16 protein-coding genes and 1 tRNA gene are annotated in these 20,752 nt (G+C 38.7%); 13 read left to right on the plus strand and 4 right to left on the minus strand.

The window, feature by feature from the left end:
- Window positions 1-18 precede the first annotated feature (18 nt).
- The 11 genes from AC1M9B_RS01075 (at window position 19) to AC1M9B_RS01125 (ending at window position 14,039) form a co-directional block, all read left to right on the plus strand.
- Entirely contained in the window at window positions 19-1,035 is a 1,017-nt protein-coding gene (locus AC1M9B_RS01075) for a 2-dehydropantoate 2-reductase (RefSeq protein WP_481608341.1), read from the plus strand.
- Between the two features lie 98 nt (window positions 1,036-1,133).
- Window positions 1,134-2,093 carry an AAA family ATPase gene (locus tag AC1M9B_RS01080; RefSeq protein WP_481608634.1) on the plus strand — a complete coding sequence of 320 codons (960 nt, stop codon included), beginning with the start codon at window positions 1,134-1,136 and terminating at the stop codon, window positions 2,091-2,093.
- A 10-nt stretch (window positions 2,094-2,103) separates the two neighbouring features.
- Entirely contained in the window at window positions 2,104-3,009 is a 906-nt protein-coding gene (locus AC1M9B_RS01085; protein ID WP_481596853.1) for a DUF58 domain-containing protein, read from the plus strand.
- Window positions 3,010-3,038: 29 nt separating this feature from the next.
- Entirely contained in the window at window positions 3,039-5,051 is a 2,013-nt protein-coding gene (locus tag AC1M9B_RS01090) for a transglutaminase TgpA family protein (protein WP_481608342.1), read from the plus strand.
- Window positions 5,052-5,077: 26 nt separating this feature from the next.
- Window positions 5,078-5,154 (plus strand) — tRNA-Val (locus AC1M9B_RS01095).
- A 565-nt stretch (window positions 5,155-5,719) separates the two neighbouring features.
- Window positions 5,720-7,951 (plus strand): NADP-dependent isocitrate dehydrogenase, encoded by a 2,232-nt coding sequence (locus tag AC1M9B_RS01100; RefSeq protein ID WP_481586658.1) that lies wholly within the window; start codon window positions 5,720-5,722, stop codon window positions 7,949-7,951.
- A 235-nt stretch (window positions 7,952-8,186) separates the two neighbouring features.
- The gene (locus tag AC1M9B_RS01105; protein WP_481608343.1) at window positions 8,187-10,391 is read left to right on the plus strand and encodes an OsmC domain/YcaO domain-containing protein; all 2,205 of its coding nucleotides are present in this window, start codon (window positions 8,187-8,189) and stop codon (window positions 10,389-10,391) included.
- A gap of 235 nt (window positions 10,392-10,626) precedes the next feature.
- Window positions 10,627-10,743 (plus strand): hypothetical protein, encoded by a 117-nt coding sequence (locus tag AC1M9B_RS01110; RefSeq protein ID WP_092766106.1) that lies wholly within the window; start codon window positions 10,627-10,629, stop codon window positions 10,741-10,743.
- 451 nt (window positions 10,744-11,194) lie between these two features.
- Window positions 11,195-12,514 (plus strand): NCS2 family permease, encoded by a 1,320-nt coding sequence (locus tag AC1M9B_RS01115; RefSeq protein ID WP_481589776.1) that lies wholly within the window; start codon window positions 11,195-11,197, stop codon window positions 12,512-12,514.
- Window positions 12,515-12,586: 72 nt separating this feature from the next.
- The gene (locus tag AC1M9B_RS01120; RefSeq protein ID WP_481608344.1) at window positions 12,587-13,585 is read left to right on the plus strand and encodes an adenosine deaminase; all 999 of its coding nucleotides are present in this window, start codon (window positions 12,587-12,589) and stop codon (window positions 13,583-13,585) included.
- 130 nt (window positions 13,586-13,715) lie between these two features.
- Window positions 13,716-14,039 carry a hypothetical protein gene (locus AC1M9B_RS01125; protein ID WP_481608345.1) on the plus strand — a complete coding sequence of 108 codons (324 nt, stop codon included), beginning with the start codon at window positions 13,716-13,718 and terminating at the stop codon, window positions 14,037-14,039.
- A 12-nt stretch (window positions 14,040-14,051) separates the two neighbouring features.
- On the opposite strand, the gene AC1M9B_RS01130 is transcribed toward AC1M9B_RS01125, so the two are convergent.
- On the minus strand, window positions 14,052-14,609 hold the full coding sequence (locus tag AC1M9B_RS01130) for a cytochrome b (protein WP_481608346.1): 558 nt from the start codon (window positions 14,607-14,609) through the stop codon (window positions 14,052-14,054).
- A gap of 203 nt (window positions 14,610-14,812) precedes the next feature.
- On the opposite strand from AC1M9B_RS01130, the gene AC1M9B_RS01135 reads away from it, so the two are divergent.
- Window positions 14,813-15,193 (plus strand): hypothetical protein, encoded by a 381-nt coding sequence (locus tag AC1M9B_RS01135; RefSeq protein WP_180027580.1) that lies wholly within the window; start codon window positions 14,813-14,815, stop codon window positions 15,191-15,193.
- Window positions 15,194-15,259: 66 nt separating this feature from the next.
- Window positions 15,260-15,826, plus strand: a complete 567-nt coding sequence (gene rnhB / locus AC1M9B_RS01140; RefSeq protein ID WP_481595669.1) for a ribonuclease HII — start codon at window positions 15,260-15,262, stop codon at window positions 15,824-15,826.
- A gap of 66 nt (window positions 15,827-15,892) precedes the next feature.
- On the opposite strand, the gene csrA is transcribed toward rnhB, so the two are convergent.
- From csrA to alaS, 3 genes are all read right to left on the minus strand, one after another.
- Window positions 15,893-16,147, minus strand: coding sequence for a carbon storage regulator CsrA (csrA, locus tag AC1M9B_RS01145; RefSeq protein ID WP_035265869.1), 255 nt, complete (start codon window positions 16,145-16,147; stop codon window positions 15,893-15,895).
- A 244-nt stretch (window positions 16,148-16,391) separates the two neighbouring features.
- The gene (locus AC1M9B_RS01150; protein WP_092766113.1) at window positions 16,392-17,672 is read right to left on the minus strand and encodes an aspartate kinase; all 1,281 of its coding nucleotides are present in this window, start codon (window positions 17,670-17,672) and stop codon (window positions 16,392-16,394) included.
- A 65-nt stretch (window positions 17,673-17,737) separates the two neighbouring features.
- Window positions 17,738-20,431 carry an alanine--tRNA ligase gene (gene alaS, locus AC1M9B_RS01155; protein ID WP_481608347.1) on the minus strand — a complete coding sequence of 898 codons (2,694 nt, stop codon included), beginning with the start codon at window positions 20,429-20,431 and terminating at the stop codon, window positions 17,738-17,740.
- Between the last annotated feature and the right edge of the window lie 321 nt (window positions 20,432-20,752).

The following is a 20,752-nucleotide window of genomic DNA, read 5'->3' on the forward strand; positions in this document are numbered from 1 at the left end:
ATAACAAAGGATAAAAACATGAAAATTGGAATTTATGGTGCTGGGTCGATTGGGTGTTATATCGGTGGAAGAATGGTCGCAGCAGGCCATCAGGTGACATTTTACTGTAGAGAAAGAAGCTATCAAAAATTAAGCCAAAATGGGTTGGAGCTCAGTGATTTAAACGGCTACCATCATAAGCTCACTCCAGATCAATTAAGACTTACAACAAATCTAGCAGAAGTCCTAGACACGGACTTAGTCATGATTTGTGTAAAATCAGCAGCGACAGAGCAAGTGGCATCTGAAATACGAAGTTGTGACACAGTCAATAAACCGAGTCTCATCAGTTTTCAAAATGGGGTGAGTAATGTTCCACGGTTAAAAAAAATGCTGCCAGAATCGGAAATTATGGAAGGAATGGTTCCATTTAATGTCGCAGAACTCAAACCGTCTCATTTTCATCAAGGTTCTGATGGAATATTAATGATAAAAAAATTTGCAGAAAATAATCAGCTAAAAATAGTGTTAGATGCGGCGAAACTACAATTTGAATTCCGTGATGATATGTTAGAGGTACAGTGGGCTAAAGTCTTATTCAACTTGAACAATTCGATTAACGCTTTATCTGGTCTAACTTTAAGAAATCAACTTACTAATCGAATGTATCGAAAGTGCCTTGCTCAGGCACAGTTAGAGACGCTTCAAATTTTAAAGCAGGCAAATATTCAACCCGCACAATTAACGCCTGTACCAGCGAACATTATTCCTCATATTCTTCGACTTCCTAATTGGTTGTTTAAGTTGATCAGTCGCAAAATGTTAGCCATTGATCCACTAGCTCGTTCATCTATGCAGGATGATCTGAATTTAGGGCGCACGACGGAGGTTGATTGGATTAATGGTGAAGTGGTCAGACTTGCCAACACACTCGGGGTGAATGCACCGATCAACAGCTATTTTATTGAACAGATCAAGCTGGCGGAAAACAATAATTCAAGCCTTCAAATTGGACCTAAAGAGATGCTCACACAGTTGAAGCTTATTCAGCATTAAGTTTGATACTGATTCTTTAATACACTGATTATTAGAAATATTTGAGAAAATAAAAAAAACCTGTATGGTAGAAATATATAGTTTTGGAAATGTAGATGATGATTTGGGGAATGAAGCAGAGTGTTCAATCAAAAGATATTATACAGCCTGAGTTAGAATCTCAGATTCAATCATTTACTCCCAAAATTTCATTATTTCTAGAACAAATCAATCAAATTGTTTTGGATAAAAATACGCAAACTGAATTGGCTTTATGTAGTTTAATTGCAGGTGGTCATATTTTATTTGAAGACTTACCTGGATTGGGTAAGACCACATTGGCCAGTAGTTTGGCATCATTATCAGGTTTATCATTTCAAAGAATCCAATTTACCAATGATATGCTCGCCAGTGATGTAATTGGCGTGAATGTTTTTAATCAAAAAGAGCATCAGTTTGAATTTAAGTACGGACCTGTCTTTACCCAAGTTCTTTTGGCAGATGAAATTAATCGCTGTAGTCCTAAGACACAGAGTGCATTGCTAGAAGCGATGGAAGAGGGCTACGCCACGATTGATGGACAGCGTTATGCTTTACCTCAGCCTTTTTGGGTGATAGCGACTCAGAATCCACTCTTTCAAAGCGGGACTTATGCACTACCAGAGTCTCAGTTAGACAGATTCCTCATGCGGTTATCTCTTGGCTATCCATCTCGCCATGCAGAAAAAATACTTCTTCAACAAGAATCACGTGCAAAATTAATCGCACAGTTGATCCATGTATTTAATGAGACTGAAATACTAAGATTGCAATCCTTGACTCATCAAGTCCATTTAAGTGATGCAATTCAAGACTATTTATTGGATTTGGCTGCGGTAACACGAAAAAGTTCGCATGGTTTATCGACGCGTGGATTATTGGCTTTAAAACGAGCATCACAAGCGAGAGCGATCGTGCATGCCAGAGCCTTTGTCATTCCTGATGATGTAAAAGCTGTATTTTCAGCAGTATGCGCTCATCGATTAAACTTGAGTGAGGATGAGACGGTCTCCCTAATGAATCAGGTTAAATTGATTTGAGGGTATGCAGGTGACCAGTATCTGGAAGCAATGGTTAAAAAAAAGATTTCGGTTTGAGCAGAGTAAAAAAATTGGTCAACGCGATATTTTGATTTTTATTTATCAGCAAGGTTTCTTATATCTTGTGTTGATTTTGATCACATTTATTGCGGGTATTAACTATGCCAATAATTTGATATTAGGTTTCTGCTTTTTAATTAGTGCGATCTTATGCATTAGTTTTTATATCACCTTTAAACAATTGCATGGTCTTGAGATAGACATCATTACTGATGAAGTCGGACAGGTAGGGCACTCGATTTTATTTAAAATCTACTTGAATCAACCTTATTCATATTCACGTTATTTATCGATCTCCATCGATTCTGAGACACAGCACATTCACATTGACCAAAAACAGTCTGAATGTGTTATACCGATTCATGTTGATCAACGAGGACAGTATAACTATCCCGATATACACATTGCTTCAGTGTATCCATTTGGACTTGTTCGAGCTTGGACTTATATCTTTCATGGTCGACATGCATGGATTGCGCCACAAGCCAAAATAAATCCGAATACAAGCTTTTCAAATGAATTTGTATTGGATCAGGAAAAAGATGAGTTTAAAGAATTAAGAAGTTTTCAGGTCGGCGACTCATTACAAAGTGTATCTTGGAAGCAGGCTGCTCGTGGACAAGGTTTGTATATTAAAGTTTTTGAAGAGCATCAAAAGGATCGATGTGTTGATATTCATTATCATCATATGCCGTCAGTCGAGCATGAAGAAAAGCTCAAATATATGATGGGTGTGGTGGAGCAGTGTGAGCAATTACAAATTCCTTTTAAGCTGGTGTTACCTCATGCCGAACTGAATCAAGGATTTGGAGCTGAGCATATCAAGCAGGCTAAAATTCTGCTTGCTCAGGCATAAAGTGTGAAATAGAAAATAGGTTTAGATATATGGTACATCCTAAAGTTTCACAATCCATGCTATTGAGTTTGGCACTCATTTTATTTATCCAGATTATTTATCTACCTTATGCTTTAATTTTGGTGCTCTGTATTGAGCTTATATATTTATGGCATATTCAAAAAAGTAAAAAAAATGTCTCCAAAGCAATAAAATTTAGTTTTACAGCAATTGCACTTGGCGCGATTTATCTGCATTACCATACTTTTGTTGGTGTTGAGGCTGGGGTAGCATCGCTGACAACTTTTCTATTTGCAAAAGCATTAGAAACCCAAAAAAAACGTGATTTGATCATCGTTTTTAATTTTGCCTTATTCGTGGCGGCAAGTACGTTTTTATACAGTCAAACGTTGTATGTTGCTTTGGGAGTGGTACTGTGCTTAGTGAGCTGTTTTGTAGGACTGTATAGAATTCAAACCGCGGAGTTTCTGTCCACTCCTGAAACTAAAAATGGCTTAAAGCACGATGTCATTCATGTCGGTAAATTCATCGGATTGGCAATTCCTTTTTTTATATTGCTCTTTATTTTTTTCCCACGATTACCTCCGCTTTGGCATATCCCGATTCAACAAAATAAGGGGATGACAGGAATCAGTGATTCCATGTCCCCAGGTGACATTGCTGAGCTGTCTCAGTCAAATGAATTAGCATTTCGTATTATTGGTGATATCACAAAATTACCGCCTCGTTCAGAAATGTATTGGCGAGCTTTGGTTTTAGATCAATATGATGGTCAAAAATGGACGAGTCATGGATTTAATAGAGGGTTAAACGAGTTAAACTCTTATCAACTTTCTAATTTAAATCAAAAAGTTGAATATCAGTATTTGGCTAAAGATCCTTCTGTAGAATGGATTATGGGATTAGAGCAATCTGTACCTCAACAACGAAATTATTATCTCCGTTATGACGGTGGTATTTCAGCTCAACGACCTATTCAAACGGCTCAACCTATAAACTTAGTTTGGTTAGGGCGTGGGATGAAAATAAATCATGAACTTAGTCAGTTTCAAATTCAGTATTACACCCAGTATCTCCATCAGCGTGATATCAAAAGTCAAAGTTTAGCGTGGGACTTATTTATTAAAAGTGGAGAGCAGCCAGAGCGTTATATCCAGCAAGTTTTAGACTGGTTTAAGCAAAATAGCTTTCAGTATTCTTTATCTCCCGGTGTTTTGAGTGGTGATCGGATAGATGCATTTATGTTTAATTCACGACAAGGATTTTGTGAGCATTTTGCTTCTAGTTTTGTCATGATGATGCGTTATGTCGGTATTCCTGCCCGAGTCGTGACTGGTTATCAAGGAGGTCAATTTGCGCCAGACCAGAAAAGTTGGGAAGTGAGGCAGTTAGATGCACATGCTTGGACTGAAGTATATTTTGGAGGTCAATGGCAGAGGATTGATCCCACTGCAATGATTGCTCCTGAACGTATTGATCAGGGAATGCAAAATTTAATTCAAAATAATCAAACACTCTACTCTGAGAATACAAATTGGTCAGTTGCAAAATATCCTTTTTTGACAAAAGTTCGCGTATGGAGTGATTACGCAAGTTATCAATGGCAAAGTAAAGTTGTTGGATATAATGCTGATCAACAGCAGAGTTGGATGACAAAATTTGGAATTCATTCAGTTGCTTCAGTGTTTGTGATTATCCTTGCAGGCTCACTAATCATATTAGGATGTTATGCGCTATGGATGTTGAGAAAAAAGAGAAAACACTATTCACAAATCGATTGGGTACTTCATGTTTTCAATAGAAAATTAGGACTTCACAATCGCCGTTATTCTTACGAAACGGTTCGACAATGGTTGGAAAGAATTTCATCACCTTTAAGTCAAAATGATAGAGCTGTTTTCCTCGAAATTATCATTCTGTACGAGCACTTAAGTTATTCACAATCGAGTATTTCTAAACAAGAGTTCGCAAATTTTAAGTCAATGATTAAAACTTGTTCATATCTTTTGGTTAAATATGAAAAAGGCTTGTCAGCCAAGTGATTTTTGCATAAGATGCGAAGCATTCTAGGTGTATAGCTCAGTTGGTTAGAGCGCTACGTTGACATCGTAGAGGTCTCCAGTTCGAGTCTGGATATACCTACCAAGATTAAAAAAAAGGGCTTAAGTATTTTACTTAAGCCCTTTTTTCGTAAGCAAGATATTACTTCTTTATTTAAAAGTAAAGTATTCGTTATCACTTGCTCTATCAAGAAAAATTGCGTTTCAAAAATCTCTAAATTTGATATTAAATTATATATTTTAAGTATAAATACCCAAAATGCTTTAATCTAAATATTGGGTATTTCCGTAATTTATTAATATACCCGTACATTAACACTTACAATAACGTCCGAAATGTACGCTTTTGCCATCCTGTTTAAATATGAGACACGTATAATGTTCATATTACAGGGAAGTTGAGATCAACGTTCATTACCAGTTCTTCACTTTTCATTCAGAAGTAATGAAATTCATACAGTATTATCAAACTAAAGATGGATACTATTTTGTATGTTATTTCATCAAAATAGCGTACTAAAAGCTTATTTCATTGACTGAAATGCGACGAAGAACGATACTCTCAACGTTTTAATTTAAGCAAATCGGTTCTAAGAGACTGGACCAAAAGTTCGGTGCTCTGTAACTCAATCCAAAGCAAGGGGCTATATATGGCTGGTGGAAAGTCAACTATCATCTACACACTGACCGACGAGGCGCCATTACTGGCGACTTACTCACTACTGCCGATCATTGAGACCTTTACTAAGCCTGCTGGTGTTGAGATTGTAAAAACTGACATCTCAGTTGCAGCACGCGTGCTCGCTGAATTCTCTGAATACCTTAGCGAAGAGCAGAAAGTATCAGACAATCTTGCAGAATTAGGTCGTCTTACACAAGATCCAGACACAAACATCATCAAACTTCCAAACATCAGTGCATCTGTAGCTCAGTTGACTGCATGTATCAAAGAGCTTCAATCAAAAGGCTATGCAATTCCAGATTATCCTGAGAATCCTACGACTGAAGAAGAAAAAGCACTCAAAGCACGTTTTGGTAAATGCTTAGGTTCAGCAGTAAACCCAGTATTGCGTGAAGGGAACTCTGACCGTCGTGCGCCTGCTGCTGTTAAAAACTATGCGAAAAAACACCCACATTCTATGGGTGAGTGGAAACAGTGGTCACAAACTCACGTTTCTCACATGGATGAAGGTGACTTCTATCACGGCGAAAAGTCTATGACTTTAGATCGTCCTCGCAATGTGAAAATGGAACTGATCACCAATTCTGGTGAAACCATCGTTCTTAAAGACAAAGTTGCACTGCAAGACGGCGAAATCATCGATTCTATGTTCATGAGCAAGAAAGCACTTTGCGACTTCTATGAAAAAGAATTAGATGATTGTAAAGAAGCGGGCATCTTGTTCTCTTTACACGTTAAAGCAACCATGATGAAAGTTTCACACCCGATCGTATTCGGTCACTGTGTGAAGATTTATTACAAAGAAGCGTTCGAAAAACACGGTAAACTGTTCGACGAACTAGGTATTAACGTAAACAACGGTATGGCTGGTCTTTACGAGAAGATCGAAACTTTACCGACTTCTTTACGTGAAGAGATCATCGAAGATCTACACGCATGTCAAGAACACCGTCCCGCTTTAGCAATGGTGGATTCAGCAAAAGGTATCACTAATTTCCATTCTCCAAACGACGTGATCGTAGATGCTTCTATGCCTGCAATGATCCGTGGTGGTGGTAAAATGTGGGGTGCTGACGGTAAGCCTTACGACTGTAAAGCAGTAATGCCTGAATCTACATTTGCGCGTATTTACCAAGAAATGATCAACTTCTGTAAGTGGAATGGTAACTTCGACCCACGCACAATGGGTACTGTACCTAACGTTGGTCTAATGGCTCAAAAAGCTGAAGAATACGGTTCACACGACAAAACATTCGAAATCGCGCAAGCTGGTGTAGCTAACATCACAGATATCGAAACTGGCGAAGTTTTAATGTCTCAAAACGTGGAAGAAGGTGATATCTGGCGTATGTGTCAGGTGAAAGATGCACCGATCCGCGACTGGGTAAAACTAGCTGTAACACGTGCACGTAACTCTGGCATGCCAGCAATCTTCTGGTTAGACCCATACCGTCCACACGAAAACGAATTGATCAAGAAAGTTCAAAAATACTTAAAAGATCACGATACAGATGGTCTAGACATTCAAATCATGTCTCAAGTACGTGCAATGCGTTACACACTTGAACGTGTTGCTCGTGGTCTAGATACAATCTCTGTAACGGGTAACATTCTACGTGACTACCTCACTGACTTGTTCCCAATTATGGAGCTTGGTACTTCTGCGAAAATGCTGTCTATCGTGCCTTTAATGGCGGGTGGTGGTATGTACGAAACTGGTGCAGGTGGTTCAGCACCTAAACACGTACAACAACTTGTTGAAGAAAACCACTTACGTTGGGATTCTTTAGGTGAGTTCCTTGCACTCGCTGTTTCACTTGAAGAGCTTGGTATTAAAGAAAACAACCCTAAAGCTAAACTTCTTGCGAAAACATTGGATGCTGCAACTGGTAAATTACTTGACAACGACAAATCTCCATCACGTCGTACAGGTGAGTTAGATAACCGTGGTAGCCATTTCTATTTAGCGAAGTTCTGGGCTGAAGAATTAGCAGCTCAAGACGAAGATGCTGAATTAAAAGCGACATTCTCTACTTTAGCGAAGACTTTAGCTGAAAATGAAGAGAAGATCGTTGCTGAACTTGCAGAAGTTCAAGGTAAATCTGTTGATATCGGTGGTTACTACGCAATCGATCCAGAGAAAGTAAATGCAGTTATGCGTCCAAGTGCAACTTTAAATGCTGCTATTGCAAGCATCTAATAACACTTAAGTTGAACTGAATTTCAGTTTGGTGGATTAAATAAGCTGGTACTTCGGTACCAGCTTTTTTTTGTTAAAATTTTTGTAAATAAAACACTGATAACGCCCAATTAGAGAGAGCTTAAGGGGAGGGGCAAAAAAACTTTCATTCAATTTGCATGCATTTCTGATTACAATGCGTTTTAATTTATTTTTAACTTATCTAGCTGTTTGGATAAGTTCTGTAGGTGCCCGCATGGAAATCAAAGTCAATTATCTCGACAATCTTCGACAGGAAGCAAAGTTCGACGATTTCACGGTTATTGCCGATCAACCTATTCGTTATAAAGGTGATGGATCTGCACCAGGCCCATTTGACTATTTTCTTGCGTCTTCAGCATTATGTGCAGCTTATTTTGTAAAGGTGTATTGTGCTGCACGAGATATTCCTACAGAAAATATTCGATTATCCCAAAATAATATTGTTGATCCAGAAAACCGTTATAAACAAATTTTTAAAATCCAAGTCGAATTACCCTCAGATATCTCTGAGAAGGATCGACAAGGTATTTTACGTTCAATCGACCGTTGCACTGTAAAAAAAGTCATTCAAACAGGTCCAGAATTTGTTATTGAGGAAGTTGAAAGCATTGATGCGGATGCTCAAACTTTACTTATGCCAAATATTGCCAAGGAAAATGTGACTGTTATTCCGGGCAAAGATTTGCCGCTTGAAGAAACGATTGCCAACATGTCTGCAATTTTGGCGGGCTTAGGGATGAAGATTGAAATTGCGTCTTGGCGGAATATAGTGCCAAACGTATGGTCTTTACATATTCGCGATGCACAAGCGCCAATGTGTTTTACCAATGGTAAAGGTTCAACGAAAGAGAGTGCCTTAGCATCTGCATTAGGCGAGTTTATTGAACGTTTGAATTGTAATTTCTTCTATAACGACCAATTTTGGGGTGAAGAAATCGCAAATGCTGAATTTGTGCATTACCCAGATGAAAAGTGGTTCCAACCAGGTCCAAATGGTGAATTGCCATCAGAAATTTTAGATGAATATACACTTGAAATTTACGATCCCGAAGATGAGTTATTAGGCACACATCTGTACGACACAAATTCTGGCAATATTGAGAGAGGTATCTGTTCGTTACCATTTGTGCGCCAGTCAGACGGTGAGATTGTATATTTCCCTTCAAATTTGATCGAAAATTTGTATCTGTCAAATGGTATGAGCGCAGGAAATACCTTGGCTGAAGCACAAGTACAATGTTTATCTGAAATATTTGAGCGTGCGGTTAAGCGCGAAATTTTAGAGGGTGAAATTACCCTGCCAGATGTACCTGAACATGTTCTAGCAAAGTACCCAAAAATAGTTGAGGGTATTAAGGGACTTGAGGAGCAAGGTTTTCCAGTGCTGGTCAAAGATGCTTCATTAGGTGGGAAATTCCCAGTCATGTGCGTGACATTAATGAATCCAAGAACGGGTGGCGTTTTTGCATCATTCGGGGCTCATCCAAACTTTGAAGTTGCATTAGAACGCAGCCTAACAGAGCTTTTACAAGGTCGTAGTTTTGAAGGTTTAAATGACTTACCACGTCCTACTTTCAATAGCCATGCCCTGACAGAACCAAATAACTTTGTGGAACACTTTATTGATTCATCGGGCGTTGTATCTTGGAGATTCTTCAGTTCGAAATCTGATTATGATTTCGTAGAGTGGGATTTCACCAGTCAGGGTGAAAATACAAATGCTGAAGAAGCTGAAAAGATGTTCAATATCCTAAAAGAGATGGGTAAAGAGGTTTACATGGCTGTATACCAACATTTAGGTGCAACTGCATGCCGAATTCTAGTGCCAGGATATTCTGAGGTGTATTTGGTTGAAGATCTGATTTGGGACAATACCAATAAAGCTTTAGCCTTTAGAGAAGATATTCTTAACTTACATCGTTTAGATAATGAACAGCTCGAAGCTTTGCTAGAGAAACTTGAAGAAGTTGAAGTGGATGACTATACCGATATTATTACCTTGATTGGTGTTGAATTTGACGATAATACGGTGTGGGGTCAGTTAACTATTCTTGAATTAAAACTATTAATTAACTTAGCTTTGGAAAATTTCGAAGAAGCGAAAGACCAAGTAGAACAGTTCTTACAATACAACACCAATACTGTAGAGCGCGGTTTATTCTATCAATGCATGGATGTCGTTTTAGAAGTATTGTTAGATGAAGAAATGGAAATTGAAGACTATGAACCGAATTTTAGACGTATGTTCGGTGATGAGAGAGTTGATGCTGCAATAGGCTCAATCGAAGGTGATGTGCGTTTTTATGGATTGACGCCAACCAATATGCAACTTGAAGGTCTCGATCGTCATTTAAAACTTATTGAGAGCTATAAGAAGCTTCATGCTGCCAGAGCACGTTTTGTTTCTCAACAAAACTGATCGAATGAAAGGCCACTATGAAGAGTGGTCTTTTTATTTTAAAGATCAGCAAATCGATGCATCTAGTTAGAGTGCTCAATTTTTTATCATAAAATGAAGTTGTTATGAAAAGTACTGATAGTATTTATTAAAAATAGTAATTTATTGATATTTAAGGGAAATAATTCTATTTAACTGGTATTATTAGCTAAATGCATTATCATAGTGCATGACGAGTTAACTTAAGGCGAGCATTATGAATTTCTTGAAAAAAAAGAATAAAGCAAGTTTCGTTTTCTTTATTATTACTGCGTATTCCTGTTTGGGCTTTGGATTAGGTTACCTAATTTGGGAATACCTCCAAATGAAATAATGTTCATATTGATCGGTAAGAGTGCAAATTTAGAAAGTATACACTGTTAGCAAGCTTAATTTACTCTACCATTTAAAATTAAATGATCTAAAAATCATCAGTGATTTTTTAAGGGGTATATTTAAATTTATATTTTTTAACGTGATTTAAATAAAGATTAAATTTTAGCGTTTTATAACCTATGACTGTGTATTCAGCCCTTCAAATTCAGTCTATGTTATAATTAAAAATATATCCCGATAGATCGAATTGTCTAGCGACTGTTCAATTGATAGATCATCATATCAAAGCTGCTTTATTGCAGCTTTTTTAATTGTGCTTCAATTTATCGGAAATGTCATTTTGGTACATTTATTGAATGCGTCATCTGAGCTACATTTGCCAATGAATCATTGAATAAATGATCTAAATAATTTTTACGACTCGCTCGATCTTAAGCAGGGGCTCGACAATGACAAATCCAAATTCTTCAGCGGGTTTGCTTGAACGCTTATTTAAACTAAGCGAAAACAAAACAACTTTTCGAACTGAAATGATTGCAGGGATGACGACATTCCTGACAATGTGCTACATCATCATTGTCAATCCAATGATTCTGTCTGAAACAGGAATGGATCATGGTGCGGTATTTGTTGCGACATGTTTGGCAGCAGCAATTGGTTGTTTTGTCATGGGTATTATTGCCAATTACCCAATCGCATTGGCTCCGGGTATGGGCTTAAATGCATATTTCACCTATTCGGTATGTTTAGGAATGGGTGTGCCTTGGCAAACCGCTTTAGCTGCGGTATTTGTGTCTGGTCTGGTCTTCATCGCGATCAGTATGTTTAAAATTCGTGAAGCTATCGTGAATGCCATTCCAATGTCTTTAAAATTGGCTATTGGTGGTGGTATTGGTTTATTCCTAGCATTAATCGCTTTGAAAAATGCTGGCATCATTGTGGATAATCCTGCGACTCTAGTGGGTTTAGGTGATTTAAAACAACCAACCGTTCTCTTAGCCTTATTCGGTTTTTTGATGGTTGTTGTTATGCATCACTTTAAAATACGTGGTGCGATTATCATTAGTATTTTAGTGCTGACTGCAATCTCAACATTCCTAGGATTGAGTGAATTTAAAGGTGTGATTGGTCAAATTCCTTCAATTGCACCAACATTCATGCAAATGGATTTTGAAGGCTTATTTACCGCAAGTTTAATCGGTGTAATTTTTGTGTTCTTCTTAGTTGATCTATTTGATTCAACAGGAACGCTGGTTGGTGTTTCACATCGTGCTGGTTTACTCAAAGATGGTAAATTACCACGTTTGAAGAAAGCTCTGTTTGCCGACTCTTCAGCGATTGTTGCTGGTGCTGCATTAGGTACATCATCAACGACACCATATATTGAGTCTTCTGCGGGTGTAGCAGCAGGGGGGCGTACAGGTCTTACAGCGGTAATAGTTGGCTTACTTTTTATTGCTTGTTTGTTCTTAGCACCGTTGGCTCAATCTGTTCCTGGATTTGCAACTGCACCAGCCTTACTCTTTGTAGGGGTATTGATGATTCAGGGTATTACACATATTGATTGGGATGATATTACTGAAGCGGTTCCTGCTTTCTTAACGATCGTGTTTATGCCGTTCACTTACTCAATCGCTGATGGTATTGCCATGGGCTTTATCAGTTATGCGTTGGTGAAGTTACTTACAGGTAAAGCATCTACAGTACCATATATGGTATGGATTATCGCAGTATTATGGGCGCTAAAATTTGCAATGTTTGGCGGCTAATTTTTAACAGTTTTTAAAAGGGTGTAAACTCAGTTTGCACCCTTTTTATTTTTGGTTTCATGAGGAGTAGCAATGAACCGTGTTGAGTTAATTAAAGCTTTACCTAAAGCTGAGCTTCATGTCCATATTGAAGGGACATTTGAACCTGAGTTGATGTTTGCCATTGCTCAGCGCAATGAAATTGCAATCCCATATCAATCAGTTGAAGAAGTCAAACAGGCTTATAATTTTCACAATCTGCAATCATTTCTAGATATTTACTATGCAGGTGCGAATGTATTAATCAATGAGCAAGATTTTTATGATCTTGCATGGGCATATTTTGAAAAATGTGCAGAAGATCGAGTGGTTCATACTGAAATGTTTTTTGATCCGCAAACCCATACGGATCGTGGTGTGTCATTTGAAACGGTAATTAAAGGCTTAAAACGAGCTTGCCACGATGCTGAGGTAAAATTAGGCATCACAACGCATTTGATTATGTGTTTCTTACGTCATTTGAGTGAAGAGGCAGCATTTGAAACACTTGAACAGGCTTTACCTTACAAAGACCAAATTATTGGGGTAGGGTTAGATTCAAGTGAAGTTGGGCATCCACCTTCTAAATTTGAAAGGGTATTTGCAAAATCACGTGATGAAGGATTTTTGGTTGTTGCTCATGCAGGTGAAGAAGGTCCAGCAGAATATGTCTGGGAAGCTTTGGATTTACTTAAAGTGAATCGTATTGATCACGGCGTACGCTCTGAAGAAGATCCAAAGTTGTTGGCACGTTTGATTGCTGAAAAAATGCCTTTAACGGTTTGTCCATTATCAAATTTAAAGCTTTGTGTTGTAGATGATATGGCAGATCATAATATTCTCCGTTTGTTACAGCAGGGTGTGCATGTAACCGTCAATTCAGATGATCCATCTTATTTCGGTGGGTATATGAATGATAACTTTATTGCGATTGCTGAGGCCTTAGATTTAACAAATCATGAATTAAAGCAACTCGCTATAAATTCATTTGAAGCATCGTTTATTTCCGATGTGCAAAAACAAAAGTGGAAAGATAAAATTCTCGCAATTTAAAACAGTTAAACTTGTTTATATGAAATACTGGAAGGTGGGGGCAAAATCCCACCTTTGGTTTAATATGCTTTAAACAATAGAGCCGAATGTGATGTTGAAATTGAAGTCTTTGTTTTGCTTGAGTCTGCTAATGTTGCCCGTAGTTATCGCGAATGCAAATACGACATTGACACAGCGTATATTAAAGCCTGTCATCCAGTATCAATGTGAGCGTGAAGTCGACCATTCAAAAATATGGAAAATAACGACATATTTAATGAATGAAGAAAACAAAAAGAAATTAAAATTAGAAACCTGTGATTGTGTATCAAATCATGCTTTAAAAGATATTCCGGCTCAGGAACTTGCCAAAGCAACAGTTAACGAAGATATCAAGCAAGAAGTCATTCGAAAAGCCATGTTGAATAGCCTAAAAGCATGTGTGATTAGCTCTAAATCTCACTCAGAAATTTAGAGCCGTACTCAATCAATCTTTAGGTTGTTTGGTCATGCTGTCTAAGACATGATCTTTATCTATAAAGTGATGCTTTAATGCCGCAGCAATATGTCCGAGTAAAAGTAAACCTGCAGCCCAAGAAATCCAAATATGAAGTGGTTTTACAATTTCAGTTACTTGAGGATTCTCACCTATTAAAGCGGGTAGATCAAATAAGAATAATACTGGTGCAGGGTAGCCGAGACTCCAACTCCATAAGCAACCCGTAATTGGTAAAGCCAGAAGCATAAAATAAAGTCCAAGATGCCCTAAATGTGCGAGTCTTTTCATGAGGGGAGACATTGTCTCTGGTAACTCGGGTGCAGGATGAGTGTAGCGCCAAAAGATACGAACCACGACCAGAAAAATAATTGTGGTTGCAATATTTTTGTGAAGCGTGATGACGTCACCTTTGAAGCTACCATCTACTTCATAACTTAAAAAATTGCCGCTATAAAAGCCGATCACCCACGCCGTGATAAAAATAATCGCCATGACCCAATGCAAGACTTGAGCTGTACGTGTGTAATATTTGGATTTATTATTCATGATATAAACTTATGATTGAATTTCGCACATAATAATTTAAGCATAAATTATTTATAAGTATTGAAATGGGACACAGTGTTGAAAATATGCAACGGAATGCGACTTATAACTGAACATATAGTCGGGAAATACAAAAAATCTATTTCTTCATGATGTTACATTAGGCAAAATAGCTCAATTCGTAAGATGATAAGGACAATACTGTGAAAAAATTAATCGCTTTACTCGCACCAATGACATTAGTGCTCGGAGCTTGTGCTACAGGTACAACAGGGACATCATCACCTGCCGCAAATACCACTCAACAGTTAGGTTCGGCTGCACTTAAAATTGCGATCAATGCAAAATGCACAACTGAATTGAACAATATTTCTGCTTGGAAAACTGCAACGAAATTAATGACTGCAGAGCAGAAAGAAAATATCCAAGGTGAAATTTGTGGATGTGTAAGTGAAAAAGCTCCTCAAAGCGTAACTACGGTTGATTTGGCTACAGCAGCGATTGATCCAACAGCACGTGCAACAATCGTCAGCAATATCGTGACTAAAACTATTAATGAATGTGTAGCTGAAGCTGTACGTTAATTTTAAAGATATATGAATAGGCTGATTTTGATCGGCCTATTTTTTTAAGGATAAATTAGGAAAATGATGTTGATTGCTGGTGCTGATGAAGCAGGGCGCGGTCCACTGGTGGGATCGGTCGTTGCAGCTGCTGTAATTTTGGATCCTAACAATCCGATTCTTGGGTTAAATGATTCTAAAAAACTCAGTGAAAAGAAACGTGAAAAATTATTTATAGAGATCAAAGAAAAAGCACTAGCTTGGGCTATCGCTGAAGCGAGTCATCACGAAATTGATGAACTCAATATATTGAATGCTTCGTTGTTGGCAATGCGTCGTGCCGTTGAACAATTGACTGTGCAACCACAACATGTATTGGTTGATGGTAATAAAATTCCCCAAGGATTGAGTATGAGTTGTGATGCTGTAGTTGGAGGAGATGCATTACATCCAGAAATTTCTGCTGCCAGTATCCTGGCTAAGGTGACACGTGATCATCAAATGTTAGAACTTGATGCTAAATATCCTCAGTTTGGTTTTGCAAAACATAAAGGCTACCCGACCAAAGCTCATTTTGAAGCTATTGCACAGTTTGGCGTGGTTGAAGAGCACAGGCGTAGTTTTGGTCCAGTACGCAAATCATTGGGACTTTAAACAGCTTAAACACCAAAAATTTAAAGCGGCTAAATTTAGCCGCTTTAGTCACAAAATCATTTCTAATCAACGATTGAAATCATTTTGAGTGTAATTCTCTTCTTCGTAAGAAGGTTGGTAATCTTGGTCAAGATGTTGCAAGTGCTCATGCATCGCACGTTCATGCTGAATTCGTTGATAGATTTCTTCACGATGTACAGATACTTCTTTAGGCGCATTCACACCAATTCGCACTTGGTTACCTTTTACACCAAGTACAGTGACACTGACTTGATCCCCAATCATTAATGTTTCACCAACACGACGGGTGAGAATCAGCATGTTTATCTCCTTGCTTAAACGCTAAACCTGCGATAGTTTTTTCAAAAAGTGAAAATAACAACCTCGGCACCACGAAATATTTTAATAGATAAATGTGACGAATTTAACCATTCGCACAGGACTATTGAAATTATCCCATAAACCTCTAGACCTAATATAACAGAGCCACTATAGGAAAAACTATAGTGGCTCTGAATATTTCTTCATCAAGTATGCATTGTTTCTGCTAACTCATGGCAGAAAATTAAGCACGTGCGCTAGACTCACCATGTTCGCGGTCAAGACCAAACGCAGTGTGAAGTGAGCGAACAGCAAGCTCTAAATAATTTTCTTCAATAATAACAGAGATTTTGATTTCAGAAGTTGAAATCATCAGGATATTGATGCCTTCATCAGCAAGTGCTGTAAACATTTTACTTGCAACACCAGCATGAGAGCGCATACCAACACCTACGATAGATACTTTTACAATATCATCACGTGTTGCAACTTCACGAGCACCGATTGCTTGAGCAGTTTCTTCAAGAATTTTTTTAGCTTTAGCAAGTTCGCCACGATTGACTGTGAATGTGAAGTCAGTTGTACCATCTTCTTCAACGTTTTGGATGATCATATCCACTTCGATATTAGCATCACCAATCGGTTTTAAAATTTTAGATGCAATACCAGGAAGATCAGGCACACCTAAGATAGTTAATTTAGCTTCGTCACGGTTAAATGCGATACCAGAGATAATTGGCTGTTCCATGTTGTCTTCCAATTCAGTAGTGATAAGTGTTCCGACGTTGTTTTTAAATTCTTCGTCAAATGCGCCATCATTTTCATTGTCGAAGCTAGAGAGTACGCGTAAAGGGACTTGATATTTACCCGCGAACTCAACAGAACGTATCTGTAAAACTTTAGAACCAAGAGAAGCCATTTCAAGCATTTCTTCAAAAGAAATACGATCAACTTTCTTCGCTTTTGGTGCAACACGTGGATCTGTTGTATATACACCATCCACATCTGTATAAATTTGGCATTCATCCGCTTTGAGTGCAGCTGCTAATGCAACACCAGAAGTATCAGAACCACCACGACCCAAAGTTGTTGTGTTTCCATTAGCATCAAAACCTTGGAAACCTGCAACAACGATGACACGACCAGCATCTAATTGTTCAGTCATGACATCTGTATCAATTGATTCAATACGTGCTTTTGTGAATGAGCTGTCAGTTTTAATACCAACTTGGCGTCCAGTCAAAGATTTCGCTTCCACACCGATAGAGTTCAGTGCCATTGCTAACATTGAAATCGTTACCTGTTCACCCGTTGAAACCATTTGGTCTAATTCTCGTGGGTCAGGGGTGTCGGTAATGGCTTTCGCTAAAGCGAGTAGGCGATTAGTTTCACCACTCATTGCTGATACAACAACCACAACCTTGTGGCCGTGATCATGCCAACGCTTTACACGACGAGCAACATTTAAAATGCGCTCAGGAGTACCCATTGAAGTACCGCCATATTTTTGAACGATTAATGCCATAGTTGTTCCATATAAACCATGACCTTGAAGAGTTGTTCAAGGTCAGTTACACAAAAGGTGAAGTTTTATTTTGCAGCTAGCCAAGCAGTTAATTCTGCCATGACAGAAGCAAACTTCTCGTTAAGTGGCGCGCCACCTTGTGCCAAATCAGGCTTACCACCACCTTTACCACCTAGCTCAGTTGCTAAGTGTTTGATGATGTCACCTGCTTTTATAGAAGCTGTGAAGTCTTTAGCTACAGATGCGATCAAGCTCACCTTGTCACCCTCTACACCTGCAAGGACAATCACAGCATTTTCTAATTTTGATTTCACGCCGTCGTGTAGATTGCGAAGTGATTTCGCATCCATACCTTGAACAGTCGTGATTAACGTTTTGCGACCTGCAATTTCCTTAACTTGGCTAAGTAGTTCAGCCGCCTGTAAATGTGCAAGTTTTTGATTCAATTGATCAATTTGCTTTTGTAAGCTTGATGCTGTGTCCGCTAAGGCTTCAACTTTCTCAATCGTTTGATCTTTTTGTGCTTTCAATAAGCCATTAATCGTGTTGATGTCTCGATCAGCTTTTTGAGCCACCTCAATTGCTTTCGTACCTGTAACTGCCTCAATACGACGTACACCTGCAGCAACACCGCCTTCAGAAGTGATTTTGAACAGACCAATGTCACCTGTACGTTTTACGTGAATACCGCCACAAAGTTCGATCGAGAAGTTTTTCTCTTCAATGATTGAACCCATAGAAAGTACGCGAACTTCTTCGCCATATTTCTCACCAAACAACATCATCGCGCCTTTAGCTTTTGCAGATTCGATGTCAAGGAGTTCGGTTGTTACAGGCGTATTGGCAATCACTTCAGCATTTACCAGACGTTCAATTTCTTGAATCTGTTCAAATGTCACGGGTTGATCATTGGCAAAGTCGAAACGTAACACGTCAGAAGCAACCAATGAACCTTTTTGTTGAACATGTGAACCCAAGATTTGACGAAGTGCAGCATGTAGAAGGTGAGTCGCAGAGTGGTTACGTGCTGTTGCTGCACGAATGTCTGCTTTAACTGTTGCTTCTACATTTTGAGTAACTTTAAAGTTACCCATGGTCACGATACCTTGGTGAACGAACGCACCACCAGATTTTTTCGTGTCTTGAACTTCGAAAATACCTGTATCGTTTTTAAAGATACCTGTATCACCAATTTGACCACCGCTTTCTGCATAAAAAGGTGTTTGGTTTAGAACGATTAAAGCTTCATCACCTTCAACGACTTCATCAACTTGTTCGCCATCTTTATAGATTGCGATGATTTGACCCTCACCAGCAGTAGCATCGTAGCCGTCAAACTGAGTTTCGCCTTCAACTTTTACAACGCTGTTGTAGTCGATTGCGAATTTACCCGCATCACGTGCACGTTGACGTTGTGCAGCCATTTCTTTTTCAAAACCAGCTTCGTCAATGGTTAAATCACGTTCACGTGCGATATCCGCTGTAAGGTCAGTTGGGAAGCCGTACGTGTCGTAAAGTTTGAATACCACTTCGCCTGGAATTACAGAACCTTTTAAGTTCGCAAGTTCGCCTTCAAGCAATTTCAAACCTTGTTCTAAGGTTTTAGCAAATTGCTCTTCTTCTTTTAAAAGTTGCGCTTCGATACGCGCTTGTTGTGCTTCAAGTTCAGGATAGGCAGCGCCCATCACCTCAATTAAAGGCTTTAACATTTTGTGGAAGAATGAACCTGTCGCACCCAATTTGTTACCGTGACGTACTGCACGACGGATGATACGACGTAGTACATAACCACGGCCTTCGTTTGAAGGGTTTACGCCATCAGCAATCAAGAATGAACATGAACGTGCATGGTCAGCAACCACTTTTAAAGACGCAGGGTATTCAACTGGTTTGCCTTCAGCTTGTGCTTTCGCTTCAAGTTCAGCAGTATCTAAACCAATAATTTCAGCTGCAGCTTTAAGCAAATGTTGGAATAGGTCGATTTCGTAGTTTGAGTTTACGTGTTGTAAAACTGCAGAAATACGCTCTAAGCCCATACCTGTATCTACTGATGGCGCTGGAAGAGGGTGAAGTACGCCATCAGCAGTACGGTTAAACTGCATGAATACGTTGTTCCAAATTTCGATGAAACGGTCGCCATCTTCTTCTGGTGTACCTGGTAAACCACCCCAAATGTGATCGCCATGGTCAAAGAAGATTTCAGAGCATGGACCACAAGGACCTGTGTCACCCATTGCCCAGAAGTTATCTGAAGCGTATTGACCGCCTTTGTTGTCGCCGATACGGATAATGCGAGACTCATCTAGACCGATTTCTTTGTTCCAGATGTCGAATGCTTCATCATCAGTGTGATAAACCGTTGCATATAATTTGTCTTTAGGTAGACCTAACCATTTTTCATTGGTTAAGAAATCCCAAGCGAATTTAATCGCGTCACGTTTAAAGTAATCTCCGAAAGAGAAGTTACCTAACATTTCAAAAAACGTATGGTGACGAGCTGTGTAGCCCACGTTATCTAAGTCGTTATGTTTACCGCCAGCACGAACACATTTTTGTGATGACACTGCACGTACATAATCTCGTTTTTCTAGGCCTAAGAAGCAATCTTTGAACTGGTTCATACCAGCATTTGTAAAGAGCAAAGTTGGGTCGTTGGCAGGAACTAGAGAACTCGACGCGACACGTGTGTGGCCTTGCGATTCAAAGTAACGCAAAAATGCTTCACGAATTTCAGCTGATGTCATAAAACGAGTACTCACAACCAAGTCACTCCATTAATTCTGTATTGGCAAATAATATGTCTGGGAAATAAAGTGCGAATTCACAAAAAAATTCACCCCAGCATACCGGGCTAAAAGTTTAAAAACGCCAAATTATAACGGAATTTGCCACCTGTACCAATGATTTTAAAGTGTTTTAATGACAATTCTCTTTAATTCTGATTTTAGGTGAAATTTTAATCATTATTGGTGTTGAGATCATTTTCAAATGCTTAAGCAGCGTATCTCGCACGAAGATCAATCAAAAATATTGAGTAGTCATAAGACCATTATTTATTACTGAATATTTTAGAAATACTT

The organism is Acinetobacter sp. ANC_7513, from assembly GCF_056779915.1.